The sequence below is a fragment of the Bacillus sp. TE9106W genome, assembly GCF_054062215.1.
In genome coordinates this window covers 41,994-57,150 of the sequence record NZ_JBSSFA010000011.1, presented here as the reverse complement: position 1 = coordinate 57,150, position 15,157 = coordinate 41,994, and the positions used below count along the sequence as shown (strand labels likewise).

13 protein-coding genes and 2 pseudogenes are annotated in these 15,157 nt (G+C 34.7%); 3 read left to right on the top strand and 12 right to left on the bottom strand.

Annotated elements, in window-relative coordinates:
• Positions 1–57: 57 nt before the first annotated feature.
• Positions 58–570 (top strand): GNAT family N-acetyltransferase, encoded by a 513-nt coding sequence (locus ACVWY7_RS19200; RefSeq protein WP_000351212.1) that lies wholly within the window; start codon positions 58–60, stop codon positions 568–570.
• A gap of 34 nt (positions 571–604) precedes the next feature.
• Here the strand turns inward: ACVWY7_RS19200 and pdxR are convergent, their stop codons facing one another.
• Positions 605–2,005, bottom strand: a complete 1,401-nt coding sequence (gene pdxR, locus ACVWY7_RS19195) for a MocR-like pyridoxine biosynthesis transcription factor PdxR (protein ID WP_073525776.1) — start codon at positions 2,003–2,005, stop codon at positions 605–607.
• A 120-nt stretch (positions 2,006–2,125) separates the two neighbouring features.
• Between pdxR and ACVWY7_RS19190 the strand changes: the two genes are divergently transcribed.
• Positions 2,126–3,052 (top strand): DMT family transporter, encoded by a 927-nt coding sequence (locus ACVWY7_RS19190; protein ID WP_073525821.1) that lies wholly within the window; start codon positions 2,126–2,128, stop codon positions 3,050–3,052.
• A gap of 115 nt (positions 3,053–3,167) precedes the next feature.
• Positions 3,168–3,692, top strand: coding sequence for a DUF4871 domain-containing protein (locus ACVWY7_RS19185; protein WP_000719675.1), 525 nt, complete (start codon positions 3,168–3,170; stop codon positions 3,690–3,692).
• A gap of 83 nt (positions 3,693–3,775) precedes the next feature.
• Here ACVWY7_RS19185 and ACVWY7_RS19180 read toward each other — a convergent pair whose 3' ends face one another.
• The 11 genes and pseudogenes from ACVWY7_RS19180 to ACVWY7_RS19130 form a co-directional block, all read right to left on the bottom strand.
• Positions 3,776–4,975 carry an NAD(P)-dependent malic enzyme gene (locus ACVWY7_RS19180; protein ID WP_456523929.1) on the bottom strand — a complete coding sequence of 400 codons (1,200 nt, stop codon included), beginning with the start codon at positions 4,973–4,975 and terminating at the stop codon, positions 3,776–3,778.
• A 59-nt stretch (positions 4,976–5,034) separates the two neighbouring features.
• Positions 5,035–6,381 (bottom strand): 2-hydroxycarboxylate transporter family protein, encoded by a 1,347-nt coding sequence (locus ACVWY7_RS19175; protein WP_000512728.1) that lies wholly within the window; start codon positions 6,379–6,381, stop codon positions 5,035–5,037.
• 122 nt (positions 6,382–6,503) lie between these two features.
• The gene (locus ACVWY7_RS19170; RefSeq protein WP_000598670.1) at positions 6,504–7,211 is read right to left on the bottom strand and encodes a response regulator; all 708 of its coding nucleotides are present in this window, start codon (positions 7,209–7,211) and stop codon (positions 6,504–6,506) included.
• Positions 7,208–8,812 (bottom strand): sensor histidine kinase, encoded by a 1,605-nt coding sequence (locus ACVWY7_RS19165; protein WP_073525854.1) that lies wholly within the window; start codon positions 8,810–8,812, stop codon positions 7,208–7,210. Before ACVWY7_RS19165 ends, ACVWY7_RS19170 begins: the two co-directional genes overlap by 4 nt.
• A gap of 78 nt (positions 8,813–8,890) precedes the next feature.
• Entirely contained in the window at positions 8,891–9,709 is an 819-nt protein-coding gene (locus ACVWY7_RS19160) for a methyl-accepting chemotaxis protein (protein WP_434684233.1), read from the bottom strand.
• A 120-nt stretch (positions 9,710–9,829) separates the two neighbouring features.
• Positions 9,830–10,843: pseudogene (locus tag ACVWY7_RS19155) on the bottom strand (cache domain-containing protein); the annotation flags it as partial.
• A 283-nt stretch (positions 10,844–11,126) separates the two neighbouring features.
• Positions 11,127–11,843 (bottom strand): C39 family peptidase, encoded by a 717-nt coding sequence (locus tag ACVWY7_RS19150; protein WP_001196186.1) that lies wholly within the window; start codon positions 11,841–11,843, stop codon positions 11,127–11,129.
• Between the two features lie 43 nt (positions 11,844–11,886).
• A complete protein-coding gene (locus tag ACVWY7_RS19145) occupies positions 11,887–12,708 on the bottom strand; it encodes a transporter (protein WP_073525879.1) in 822 nt (273 codons plus the stop codon).
• Positions 12,709–12,914: 206 nt separating this feature from the next.
• A complete protein-coding gene (locus ACVWY7_RS19140; RefSeq protein ID WP_033681930.1) occupies positions 12,915–14,165 on the bottom strand; it encodes a sensor histidine kinase in 1,251 nt (416 codons plus the stop codon).
• Positions 14,162–14,833, bottom strand: coding sequence for a response regulator transcription factor (locus tag ACVWY7_RS19135; RefSeq protein ID WP_456523928.1), 672 nt, complete (start codon positions 14,831–14,833; stop codon positions 14,162–14,164). The genes ACVWY7_RS19140 and ACVWY7_RS19135 overlap by 4 nt, the downstream gene beginning before the upstream one ends.
• Positions 14,834–14,983: 150 nt before the next feature.
• Positions 14,984–15,133: pseudogene (locus ACVWY7_RS19130) on the bottom strand (serine/threonine protein phosphatase); the annotation flags it as partial.
• Positions 15,134–15,157 lie beyond the last annotated feature (24 nt).

Sequence of the window (15,157 nt, the reverse complement as noted above, 5' to 3'; positions counted from 1 at the left end):
ACTGCCCGTTAATGCGGGGTAAAGATACATTTGTCAAAGATTTGGAGGGTGATATAATTGGATATCCATGTATTAACAAAAGACGAAGCGGAAATTTACTTAGAACTTCGTGTAGAAGGATTAAAGCAAAACCCTGAAGCTTTCAGCTCTTCTTATGAAGATATTATTAATAAAGAGTGTGCGATTGAATATAAAGCACAAAAATTAGCACAAGATGAAAACTATACGCTAGGTGCATTTAAAGATGGAAAATTAATCGGGGTTGCAACGCTGGAAACGAAACCATATGTAAAACAAGAACATAAAGCTAAAATCGGTTCTGTATATGTATCTCCAAAAGCACGCGGACTTGGAGCAGGAAAAGCACTTATTAAAGAATGTCTTGAACTTGCTAAATCTTTAGAGGTGGAACAAGTTATGCTTGATGTTGTTGTTGGCAACGATGGAGCAAAAAAACTTTATGAATCATTAGGATTTAAAACATTCGGTGTACAAGAACGTTCATTAAAATATAATGGTCAATATTGGGACGAAGAGCATATGGTCTTATTCTTAGATGAAAATAAATAATAAAAAACATCCTCATGTTTAGAGGATGTTTTTTTTACTTTCTTGTAAACCATGCCTTATGTAATAATTGAATCGCTTTCGCAATTTCTTCCTCTGATAATATCGCAAATCCAAGTAAAACTACATTTTCAGGTGCAGTACCGTCTTTGTAGTACGTCGAAACAGGATATATTTTAATACTATATTTTGCAGCTGCTTTAATTAGTTCTTCTTCTCGCATTCCATTATGCACTTTTAATAAAATGTGTAATCCCGAATCTTCTCCTATTACCTCAACAAGATTAGAGAAATATTTCTCTATTTCAAAGACGAGTCGATCCCTCTTTTTTCGGTAGACGACACGCATTTTATGAATATGTTTTTCCCAATAACCTTCATGTAAAAACTTTCTAACCACTTCTTGATCCATTCTTGAAACACTTTGTGTATAAAACAAATATTCTTTTTGATACTTTTTAATTAAATTCTTCGGTAATACTATATAGCTCATCCGTAATGAGGGCAGTAAAGCTTTTGATAGCGTCCCCATATAAATTACTTTCCCATCTGTATCTAAACCTTGTAGTGCCGGAATTGGCTTTCCTGAATAACGAAATTCACTATCGTAATCATCTTCAATAATATACCTATCGTCTTCTTTCTGCGCCCATTGTAAAAGCTGCGTCCTTCTCGTAATAGGCATAATCATTCCATACGGGAATTGATGAGAGGGCGTTACAAATACAACATTTGCATCGCTATTTTCTAAATCTGCCATACAAATGCCATCCTTATCTAAAGATAACATTTGAACTCTTTCTTCTCCCTGTTCAAAAACGACCATCTTCCTATGGTACCCTGGATTTTCAACTGCATAATTACTTCCCTTCAACAATTGAAAAAGTAACTTCACTAATATTTGTGTTCCCGCTCCTAATACAATTTGACTAGCTGAACAACGCACACCTCTAGATTCATACAAATAGTTCGCAATTTCCTCTCGTAAGCTCAACTCCCCTTGAGGGTGTCCAAGAAAAAGCAACTCATTATTACGCGGCTGCCATACATCATTTATAAACTTGCGGTACGTAGTGAAAGGAAAAGTATTCGTATCAACCCCTGTTTGGGTGAAATCAAATATATAGTGCTCCTCCCGAAACGGTATTTCTTCTACTTCCGCTTCGCTTCCTTCTACATCCATCATTTGTTCAACTTTACATACAAAATAACCTTTTCTCGATATCGATTCAATATAACCTTCTGCAAGTAATTGCTCGTAAGCCGCTTCTACTGTATTCTTACTCACTTGTAAATAGCTCGCCAACTTTCTTTTTGCAGGTAATTTTGTAAAAGCCGGAATCGTTCCATCTTTAATTTCTTTTTTTATATACTCATACAATTGCACGTACAATGCTATTTTACTTTTCGTATTTAAATTAGGCGTTAATTCTAACATAATATCTGACCCCTTAATAAAACTAAAATCTGATACTTTTTACAGTACCAGAAGTTATATATAATTCCTTTTATCATGTCACACATAAAAAATCAAATACTCGAGAGGAGATGCATGATTATGAACAATAGTAGACGGATTGGACTCATTATGATTATTACAGGAGCTACCTTATGGGGATTATCTGGCCCGATGATTCAGTGGCTATTTCAACATACTACCGTATCATCAGTTGATTTTTTAACAATTCGCCTATTGCTTGCGGGAATATTTATTTTATCTTTCTTACTGATAAAGAAACAAAACATATTTCAAATTTGGAAACACCCTAGGCATTCTATACAACTTATTATTTTCTCTATTCTCGGCATGCTCGGTGCGCAATATGCCTTTATCGAAACAGTTCATATTAGTAATGCGGTCACAGCAACGCTATTTCAATTTCTAGGTCCTGTTCTTATTACCCTGTATGTCGCATTTGAACAACGAAAATTCCCTGCTTCCATGCAACTACTCGCAATTATAACTGCGCTAACGGGTACGTACTTTATTATTACGAACGGTTCAATTGAAAATATTGTTTTATCGAAAGAAGCTATTATTTTTGGCCTATTAACAGCAATTGGATTTGCATTTTATACCCTTCATCCAGCTTCTCTCATTAAAGAATGCGGAACAATTGTAGTAATTGGATGGGGAATGTTAATCGGAGGCATTGCCCTGCTTATTTGTAATCGCTCGTTTGAATGGACTCAGCTTTCGCAAACTTTTACACTAAAAACTTTTTCAATGCTTATTCTAATCATCATAAGTGGCACTCTTTCTTTCCTTCTTTATATCGGTAGTTTGAAATATTTAGCCGCAACTGAAACAAGCATTTTATCTAGCATCGAACCGCTTGTAGCAGCCATCGTTTCAATCGCTTGGCTGAATGAATCCTTTGGAGCATATCAACTATTAGGCGGCGTATGTATCGTTCTTTCTGTTATTTTCTTAACGATGCCGCAAAAAGAAAATGAACCTACCTTTTCAACTGAACAAATATAAAAAATGTCAAAAGAGGTCGTACAAAACTTACGACCTCTTTTTATACTTTAAAGGAATTGTCCCACTTTCTAGCAAATACAATTACACTAACAGTAAAAACTAGGAGTGTGACACCATGAAAAAAATCGGAACTATGTTACTTTTCTCCATTCTCATCGCTGGATGCACACAAGCGCAACCTGATTTAAAAAAACCTAAAAAAGAAGCTATCGCAACGTCATCCACTCAAGTTAATGCACCTTCCTTCTTTCACCTTAGCGTTTTAAAAGATGTAAATTGGGAAGAAACACCCTCCTTCATACAAGAAAAAATACCTTTAAAAGGAATTGAAGAAAAAATCGCAATGGCTGATAGCCCTATTATCGCAAACGAAAAAAATGAAATAATGTGGTACTTTTTAGATCCTGAAATGCCAACTGGAAAACTATCTATTATTGCACTAAAGCAAGGATCAGTAACTCCAACACCCTTACTCTTTCAACAAGAATCTTCCGAACCAACTTGGACTACTTCAAATACAATTGATTCTACTACAGACGAACTCCCGCTTACTATGTCGCTACCTTCCTCTGGATTATGGGTTTTAAATATATATGTGAATGAAAAATATTATGATCAGTTTGTAATTACTGCTGAGTAAAGTGACAAAACCAAAACACACTCTCCTTATTTTAATTCCTTATCTCAAAAAAGCAGTGCCTTTTTAGGCACTGCTTTTAGCTATTAATAACTTGGTATTTTCATAATTTGCGCCACACCTGAATCAATGGCTGCTTTCGCTACAGCTTCCGCAACACTTGGAACAACTCTTTTATCTAATGGATTCGGGATTACATAATTCGCATTACGTTCTTCGTCCGTAATGATGTTAGCGATCCCATATGCTGCCGCTAATTTCATCTCTTCTGTAATATCAGTTGCGCGCACATCTAACGCACCGCGGAATATTCCGGGAAACGCCAATACATTATTTACTTGATTCGCATAATCCGAGCGCCCGGTTCCTACTACAGCTGCCCCAGCCTCTAATGCATCCTCAGGGAAGATTTCTGGAATTGGATTCGCCATTGCAAACACAATTGCTTTCTCATTCATCGTCTGTACAAGTTCTTTCGTTAATACGTTAGGAGCAGATACGCCAATAAAAATATCCGCTTGGTGAATCGCATCTTTTAACGTTCCACGCACATGTTCACGATTTGTCTTTTTTGAAACTTCAATTTGTGCTTCGTTCATCCATGTTTCACCTTCACAAACAATACCTTCTAGGCTAACTAGCGTAATGTGCTTTGCACCAGCCTTTAATAATAATTTTCCAATTGCAATTCCTGCCGAACCCGCACCGTTAATAACGATTTTCACATTCTCCATTTGTTTGCTAACAACTTTTAATGCATTAATAACAGCTGCTAAAACGACAATAGCTGTTCCATGTTGATCATCATGAAATACAGGAATATTCGTTTCTTCTTTTAATCGTTTTTCAATTTCAAAACAACGCGGTGCTGCAATATCTTCTAAATTAATCCCTGCAAATGTAGGCTCTAAATTTTTCACAAGGGTAACGATTTCATCCACATCCGTCGTCCCTAAACATAACGGGAAAGCATCTACATTCGCAAATTTTTTAAATAATATACTTTTTCCTTCCATAACAGGCATAGCCGCTTTCGGTCCAATATTCCCTAACCCGAGTACCGCTGTTCCGTCTGAGACAACTGCCACCATATTCCCACGTGCTGTATAGTCATACACTGTTTCTTCATCTGCTGCAATTGCTTTGCAAGATTCCGCTACACCTGGTGTATATGTCAGACTTAAATCATCCGCTGAATTTACTTCTACTTTACTTGTAATCTCAATTTTTCCTACTAATTCTTTATGCAGTAACAATGATCTTTCATTAATTTGATTTTCTAACATACTTATAATCTCCCCTTAATTTGACAAGCTAGCTATATGAATATAGCTAGCTTGTTTGATCATGAAAACATTTTTAATAAGATTGTCGCTGTTACAACCATTGCTGCCCCGCCTAAACGAGTCGAAATTTGTGCAAACGGCATTAATTCCATTCGATTTGAAGCTGATAAAATAGCAACATCTCCAGTTCCGCCTAAACCGCTATGACATCCAGTTACAATTGCTGATTCAACTGGATACATTTTCATCACTTTCCCTACAAGAAAACCTGATGCTACCATTGTAAGAACAACCGATGCACATACGACAACATATCCTACTGAAAGAACTGCTGCTACGTCTTTTAGCGGAATATATAGCAATCCTAGTCCAACCATTAACGGCCAAGTTAAATTCTTCGAAATAAATTTATATAAATGGAATGCTCCTTGCTCCATTTTTGCGGGCATTAATTTAAAGTATTTCACAAGTGCTGCTGAGAAAATCATAATGATTGCCCCAGGGATACCGATGAACTTAGAAGCAAATCCTCCGAAGATGAAGAACGTACACGCGATTAATAAACCTGCTCCCATTAATGAGAAGTCAATTGGCTTCTCTGTATTTTGTTCTTTTAATAATTCTGCTTGATTGTCTGTTTTCACTAATACACCGTTACCACTAAGCTCCGGTTTCTTCTCACCTAAACGCTTCATATACCCTGCACTCACAATTGCGAACATATTCCCAATAATAGCTGCTGGAATAAGCTGTGATACAAACGTTGCTGATGATTCGTTTAAAATATCACTATAAGCTAGCGATAATGGTAAAATCCCTTCCCCGATACCACCACTCACAATTGGTACGATGATAAAGAAGAATGTCTGCTTCATTTCAAATCCAAATAATGAACCGACCAATAATCCTACTGCTACAGAAGCTAACGTTCCTACCACTAAAGGAATAAACATGCGAACGAAACCTTGTACTAACACTTTACGATTCATTCCTAAAATACTTCCGACTACTAAACAAGAAATATATAAATATAAAAAGTTCGATTTTTTCATTAACATAGTCGCAGCTTCCATTGAAGCTGGATTCATCCAGTTAAAAAATACAAGTAATGATGGAATAAATAACGAAAGTATTGCTGGACCACCGATATTTTTTAAAATTGGAATTCTCATCCCAATGTCACCTAAGAAAATACCCATGATCATAATAACCGCAAATCCACCAATCATATCTGCTGGTAATTTATTATATACAGATGCCCCATAAATAATAGCAGCCAATACTACATATAACGGTAAAGGTATAACACCGATTTTTACATTCATAATTTTAGAAGCGAAAGTTTCTCTTTGCACTTCATTTCCTTCAGAAAATGATACCGCTTCCACATTCTTTTGAATTCCCATATGGCACCCCCTTGTTTTCTTAATAACAATATTAAAACGCTTTCAATAGTAAAAATAGTTTTTGTAAGTTTTGTAATTGATTTTGTAATTAAAAAAAGTATAAGCGACTTATAATAAGTCGCTTATACATAAAACTCTATTTTCTTTTGATCAACACATCTTAGTTTACTTACAGGTCTCCCCACATGTTGGTACATCATTTCGTTTTCTAACACTCCAATGTCAGTTAAAAACATTACATATTTCCGAATAGAAACTCTTGAAATCCCAACTAATTGTGACATTTCATCTGTTGTAAACGCTCGTCCATTCAGCGACTCGATCTTCTGCCAAATTAATTGCAACGTTTGCTTCGTTAATCCTTTCGGAAGCTCTTTAGTAGCAGTAGGCTCTCTTTTTTCTTTTTGCAAAATTAACGAATCTAATTCCGATTGACTAATTTTTTGTTGTTCTTTCATGAAAGTAAGTTTTTCTCGATATATAGTTAATGCTTCTTTGAATCGTTCAAATGTAAATGGTTTAATTAAATAATCTACTACGCCATATTGTAATGCTTTTTTAATACTCCCCATATCATGTACAGCTGAAATCATCATAATATCGATTTCTTTTTCTTGATTCCGAATATACATTAAAAGCTCAAATCCAGTCTCTTCAGGCATAAAAATATCAAGTAAGACTAAATCTATTCGTGATTCCTCTAATACTTCTATCGCCGATTTTACGGAATTAACTGCTTGAACAAGTTCAAACCCTCCTACTTGCTCTAAATAATGCGTATTTAACATTGCTACCATCGGGTCATCTTCTACAATTAAAACTTTAATCATATTTGTCTCTCATCCCTACCTTTAGGTATTTCAATTGTTATCTTTGTTCCCTTTCCTACTAATGAATGCATATGAATTTCCCCATTTATTCGCTGTATACTTTCTTTTACAAGATACAAACCATAACCGCGGTTATCTCCCTTTGTGGAATAACCTTTCGTAAATAATGCCTCTATTTCTTTTTCTTGTATACCTTTTCCCGTATCTTGCACTGTAATAATTAATGTATTCCCATATTGTATCTCAACTTCAACTTGCTTCTTTTCACAATTCGTCACTGCCTCTAATGCATTATCAATTAAATTTCCGACAATCGTAATTAGTTCATGAGTAATACTTTCATCATCTATTTCTGGCATGTAAGAATCTTCACTTATAATTAATTTTATATTTTTCTCTCTAGCATAGCTCAGTTTTCCGAGTAAAAAACCAGCAAACACTGGACTTTTTATTCTTTTCATAACCCCACCAATTTCATATTGGTGCTCTGATACCATACCGCTTATATACTTCTGTAATTCTTCATACTGTTTCATGTGTGTAAGCCCTAATACGACATGCATTTTATTCATAAATTCATGCGATTGTGCTCGTAATGCTTCCGCATATAGCCTAATACCAGTTAATTCTTCTGCTAATTTTCTAATCTCTGTTTTATCACGGAATGTTGCAATCGCGCCAACTATTTCTCCTTTTACATATAACGGAACACGATTCGTCACAATCGTAATTCCATAAATATTTTGTTCTTCGTTTAATTGTACCTCTCCCGTTTGTAATACTTCTTTTATATGTGAATTAGGCATATACAACTCAACATCTTTACCGATAAAATCTTCTTCAAGTCCACTTTTCTTAAACAATCGTTTTGCCTCATTATTTATTAAAGTTACATTAGCCTCTTTATCTACAGCAATAATACCTTCCTTTACAGATTGTAGCATCGTATTTCTTTCTTCAAGAATTTTCGCTATCCTGTGAGGTTCAAGACCAAATAAACTTTTCTTTATATGTCTGGCTAGCAATATTGCTCCTATCATTCCGACTAGTACCCCAACTCCAACTCCAATATAAATGATATGTCTACTTTCCTTAACTCTCTCTTTTACATTATCTGCTGAAATACCAACAGCCACCGCTCCAAGTTGTTCACCTGTTTCAGAAAATACAGGTACAAACACTCGCATTGAAATACCTAAAGTTCCTTCTGCCAGCGATACATGTTCCTTTCCTTTCAATGCAGGTCCTTCATCTCCCCCAATAAAATGATGACCTATTTTTTGAGGATTTGGATGTGACTTTCTTATTCCATTCATGTCCATAACTACAATAAATTGAACACCTGTGTTTTTTAATATTCTATTTGTATACGTTTGAATTGCAGAAGTATCTGCTTTCCCAATTAAACCATCGATTACAATTGAATCATTCGCCACAATGTGTGCAATCGTTTTTGCTTTCTCTGCTTGGCTATCCTCCGTTGTCCGTTCTACATTGTGACTAATTAATATATCTGTCACAAGTAAAGAAAAAATTACAACTGTACAAACTAACAATGTAATCGTTTTCCATAAATTCCATAGTCTTTTTCTTTTTTTCATCCCGTTAATGACTCCCCTAATTGCTGAATAGAAAAATAAGTAAGGTGATATTATTCTCACCTTACTTATCTGCTGTTATTATACTTTAAATTTACTAGTCATCGCTTGTAGTTCTTCGGCCATCTCAGCTAAGTTTTGCGAAGCTGAACTAATTTCTTCCATTGAATTCACTTGTTCTTCTGTTGAAGCAGCAACACTTTGCATACTAGCTGTATTTTCTTCTGCAGCTGCTGCAATTTCATCAATAGCATTTGTCACTTCATTTGCATCTCCAGCAATTCTCTTCGTTGTTTCTACCATTTCATTCACTTGAGAAACAATATGTGTAGTAGAACTTAAAATTTCCGTAAAACTTACTTTCGTTTTTGTTACAACATCAAGACCTTGTTGAACTTCTCCATTCACATTATCCATCGCCTTAACAGTATGTTCAATATCAGCCTTAATTTCTGCAATTAAATTCGCAATCTCTCCAGATGATTCTCCTGATTGCTCCGCTAATTTTCTAACCTCATCTGCTACAATAGCAAACCCTCGGCCCTGTTCACCTGCTCTTGCTGCTTCAATAGCCGCATTTAAAGCTAAAAGGTTCGTTTGAGTAGCGATATTTTGAATTGCTTCAGAAATAGCTCCTACCTGCTTTGATTTCTCATCAAGAAGTTTAATAATAGCATCCGACTCGGATACCGACCTAGAAATAGACTGCATTTGTGTTGCAGTTTGTTCAACCAAGTCTTCCCCCTCTTTAGCTCGCTCTCTCGCATGTAATGAGGAGATAGAAATCGATTCCGCGCTTCCGTTTACATCTTGAATTGCTGTATTTACTTGTTGTAATGTAGCCGCACCTTCTTCAACACCTTGACTTTGTGATTCAGCCCCACCTGATACTTGTTCCATTGCAATTGTAATTTGATCTGTCGCATCATTTGCTTGCTGTACGCTCGCTGTTAACTCTTCAGCCGATGCAGCGACATGCTCTGCTGAAAAACTAATTTGAGTAATCACATCTTGTAAAGAGGCAGACATTTCATTAAAGGAATTCCCTAATTTCCCTATATCATCCTTGGAATGAATTGTAATTTTCTCTGTTAAATCTCCCTTACTAATTTTATATGCCGAGTCAGCTATTTTTCTTAATGGTCTTGTAATAGACTTTGTGATGAAATAAATTAATACACTGCCAAATACAATAGCGATAGCAATGACAATAAAAGTCTTATAAAACACTGGATTCGCAGCTTGGATAATTTCTTCATCAAACATGACTCCAACTACTTTCCAGCCCGTTTTCTCATTTGTTGCAAAGATTAAATTCTTTTTATCATCTTTTTCTGTATAAGCAACATTTCCTTGTTTTTCTTCATAAATTGGTTTAATCCAAGGATCAGTAACTTTTGCACCTGGTTTTCTAGATGGATGACTAACAATTTGCTTATTTTGATCTAAAATAACTGCATAACCTTTTTCCCCAATATTAATCATTTTGGAGATTTTTAAAATGTTATCTAAATTTAAGTTAATTCCTATAACACCTTTACCATCTTTTACTTCTTTAGCAATTGTCACTACCATATTTTTTGTAGATGCTGATTGATATGGCGCAGTAACAATTACTTTCCCTTTATTTTCATGTGCTTCTTTATACCAATCTCTATCTGTTGGATTATACCCATCAGACATTTGGATAAATGGTTCTCTTATAAACTTTCCCGTCTGCGTTCCAATGTAAATACCTTCTACTTCTGGATGAAGTTTTATATATTGCGCTAATTTCGTTCTTACTATTTCTTCTTGTCCGTTTGGATATGTATCCTCTGTTAAGATGTCCGCAAAGTATGCTGCATCAACAAATTTCTCTTCTATATTTTGAGAAATAACAGTATTTAAAATCGAAATATTTTCCTTTGCTTTACCTGTGATTTGTTGTTCAAAATTTGTTTTGGCAGTTTGATATGAAACACCACCGATAATAAGTCCTGGTATAGTTAAAATAAGAAAAAATGAAATGATTAATTTTTTCTTGATACTCATACATTTAACCCAGTTAAATATTTTTTGCATAATAAGCCTCCTTTATGTAATGTGAATACTTGTGTAATTTTATACAAGTTACATATATAAAACAATATATAATGATAACATGTAATATTTTTGTCAATTATGCATTTTTACATATTCACTCCTTCTAAAGATTTAATCATAAAAAATAAGAGAACTTAAGCTTATATAATAAGCTCAAGTTCTCTTATTTCTGTACAAAAAAACGCCTACAAAAAATCCGCTTACAATTCCTTACATCTCTTTCCTTACTAGTTCATTTGGAGCTTTTCACATAACTAATCGCCTGACTCCCCATTTGCACCCATGCCTGTTCAAATTTTTCTCTCGGCACTTTTACATCTAAGCTATCCTTAAGTGGATCCCGAATATATACAGATTCCTGATCATATCCAATAAGTACAACACAATGTTCATTATATGTAATAGAAACATCTCCACTATTTGTTTCCCATGTAGTAAATTCATCTTCATCTAATGGCTCAAATTTTGCATTTGTAATCATAACTACTGGTTGTCCTGCTTTTACACTCTTATAAAGCTCTTCTATACTCTTCCCTGTTAAATCCACAGCTTTATTAGGTAAATATTTTTTCGCTAACTGAAAAAGTGGTCCATGATATACACCATATCCAGATTCAGAAAAGGTATAAATATTTCCTACGAATCCTTCATTCGGATTCCCACGTACACCATCGTTCATAAAATCAACTTTCTTTATTTCATTTGCTAATTTCATCTTATCCACTGTAATGCCTGCATATTGTAACATCATCGCTAAACTAGTCACTTCACAGCCTCTATCTAGCTCTGGTAATTGCTGAATGAAAGGTACATTTGATAAGATAACCTTTTCATCACGATTAAACTCCACTTGTTTTCCACTTTGTATATTGAAGAATGTTAATTTCTCCACATACTTTGTAATTCCATTTGTATAGATCCCCCATACTGCTATACCGAGTAAAGCCATACCTATATACCACTTAAACTTCCGTATCACTTTCACTCCCTTTTTAGTTCGTTAAATAAGAATAAAACGCGTCCGCATCCGTTCGAATCACTGGTACAAAATTTAGTTCTTTTCCTTTTTCAGGCTGATCCTTTTTTATTTTTTCTGCTAATTCTTGAACGTTCATATTCGTTTTATCCATATTAAGCTCATCTGCCATTTGTAACACTTTTTGTTCATTAATTTCGCTTAATACTTGATATATATCTTTCCCATACAAATCGATATGATATTCTTTTGCTTCTTCCTGTACTTTTTGTTCATACACTTCTTGCGCTAACACTTCTATCTCTTTTCCTTTTGGTGAAATACCTAACTTCCCCGCTTCCTCTCTTACTTTCGTTCCATAAATTTCTTCTGCAATGTCCTCTATTTCTTTTCCATTTGTCGAAATGCCTAATTTATCCGCCTCATCATTAATTTTAATCGTATTAATTTGATTAATTAAATTTACAATTGATGTATTCTCTATAGATATGCCTAACTTTAAAGCTTCTTGCTTCACTTTTGTTTCATAGATTTCTTCTGAAAGAGTTCCAACATCTTTTCCTTCAATCGAAATTCCTAGCTGCTTCGCTTCTCTTCCTACTTCCGACTCATGGATTTCTTTTTCTAGCGTAATTTGTTCTTTCCCTGCCGTTTCAATCCCTAAATTCTCCGCTTTTTCTTCTGTATGCACAGCATGTATCTTTCCATTGTTTAATTGTTCTTTGCTGCGCTGCTTGTAATCTGTCTTTCCTTTTGATGTTTCAGAAGGAGAGGCACCCCCTAATATACTTAAACTCATTACTCCAATAGTGAATACCATCATCATTTTCTTTTTCAAAATTAATTCCTCCCTCTTACACTTTCTTTTCCATCATTCCCTATACATAATCGAAATAACATTATGATTGATATAATCTGCTCAAATACCTTTTTATAATCGCTTCTTTAGGGGACAAACTTTCTGTATATAATACATGTTATAAATAGTTTCTTAACTTTCCCTTAAAAAAAGACGACCTTGTAAAAACAAGGTCGTCTTCTCACTTATATTCTTTGATTTTTAGGAAGAATCACTTCAAAGCAAGTGCTCTCTCCCCATTGGCTCTCTACTGATATTTTCCCATAATGCTTTTCTACAATCCAGTTCGCGATTGAAAGGCCTAATCCCGCTCCCTCTGACGCACTTCTCGCTTTATCTCCTTGATAAAAACGATCAAATAGTTTCGGAATGTCCTCATCTTTCACTCCTATCCCATCATCTTTCACTCGTATACGAATCGAACTGTTCGTTTGCGTACAATCGATTTGTATATGTCCTCCCTCATTTGTATACTTCATCGCATTATCTAACAATATGACCATCATTTGATGAATTCTCTCCCTATCACCCATAAATGATATGTCATGCTCTACTTTCAATATCATCTCTTTTTCTTGATAGGAAGCAATTTCCTTATATGGCTCTACTATTTCTTCTAACAATTTATCCATTTCAAACGTCTTCTTATCCATCTCAATTTGATTAGAATCTGAACGTGCTAACAATAATAAATTAGCTACAAGCTTAGATAATCGTCTACACTCCTTTGAAATCGTAGAAATATCCATCGCTTTTTCTTCTATTGTCGCAGATGGTGACTGAAATAATATATCTGTTTTGGATTGAATAACCGCAAGCGGTGTCCTTAATTCATGTGATGCGTCCGACACAAATTGTTGCTGTTTTTCCCATGAATTTTGAATAGGTACGAGTGCCCTGCCAGCTAAGAAAAATCCGATTCCTATTGCACATAGACTTCCTATGCTACAACCTATCACAAGAATTAAAAATAAAGTATGTAACATTTCTTTTTCAGCCGTTATATCCCTTGCAATTTGAACTATTTTTGCATCTTTCTGAAATGCAAATATTCTAAAATATCGTCCTTGTACTTCTATATCTTGCAAAGTTCCTAATTTCTTTGGAGAAAACTTTTCCAAATTGTCTTCAAAAATAAAACGACGTTTGCCGTTTTCAATATCTATCTCCACCGTGTTTCCAAGCCAAGTTAACTCCATTATCCTTGGATCCCCAATTGGAGGATATCCTCTAATTTTTTTAGGTAATTTTTTATCATCTGCATTCTTTCTATGTTGAACGGCTTTTTCTATCGATTCATTTACTCCACTATAAATACGCTTATATGTGTAAGAATAAATGATACTACCTAATACGCCTATCAAAATGATAAATACTAATGAATTCAATATAGTCAATCGAATGCGCGTCTTCTGAAACATGCTTCCCTTTTTCATTGTTCTTTTAATATATATCCAATACCTCGAACGGTTTGAATATCTTTCTGATAACCGAATGGCTCTAATTTTTTACGTAAATGATGTACATACACTTCTACAATTGCCACTGTCGTATCTGAATCAAATCCCCAAACACGATCAAAAATTTGTTCACGCATTAAAATCTTTCCGCTATTTTGAACGAGGTACTCTAGAAGCTCATATTGTTTTAATGTTAACTTCATACTTTGTCCATCTACTTGAACATCTTTATCTTTTCCAAACAGTTCAATCCCTTTATAGCGAATCGTCTGCTTTGTTGTTAAACTACCGCTTCGTCGTAATAGAGCACGAATTCTCGCTTTTAACTCTGGAGCCTGAAATGGCTTAACAATATAGTCATCTCCACCAAAATCCAATCCCTTCACCCGATCTTCTAAAGAATCTCTCGCTGTTAAAAATAGGACTGGTGTTTCAATCTTTTCATCACGTATTTTTTGAATCACTTCAAACCCGTCCATTTCTGGCATCATCACATCAAGCAAAATTGCGTCATATATATTTTGTAATGCTAGAAATAATCCCTCTTCTCCATTCAATGCTGTATCTACTTCAAATTCGTCGTGTAATATTTGGACAATAGATTCTAATAAAGAATCATTATCTTCTACTACGAGTAAGCGCATATTCTCACCTTCCACCATATTGTTCAATTCTATTTATAATTACATTTTAACGTTTTTCTCGACATAAAATTTGGAAGACTTATTGTACAAGCTCTTCCTTAAATTTAGCTTAATAAAAAATTGAAAGAAATAAGATTTCCCTTATCTCTTTCAATTTTTTACTACATATACCTTTTTACTTGGCAATTCCAAACAATTTAGCTGGCCGCCATATACAGCACCGCCATCAATTCCTATAATACGATTGCTCCCAAAATATACGCCACAATTCTCACTACCGTGAAGCGTTTTTGTTTTCGTAAATGGTAAACAAGTTGCAATGGA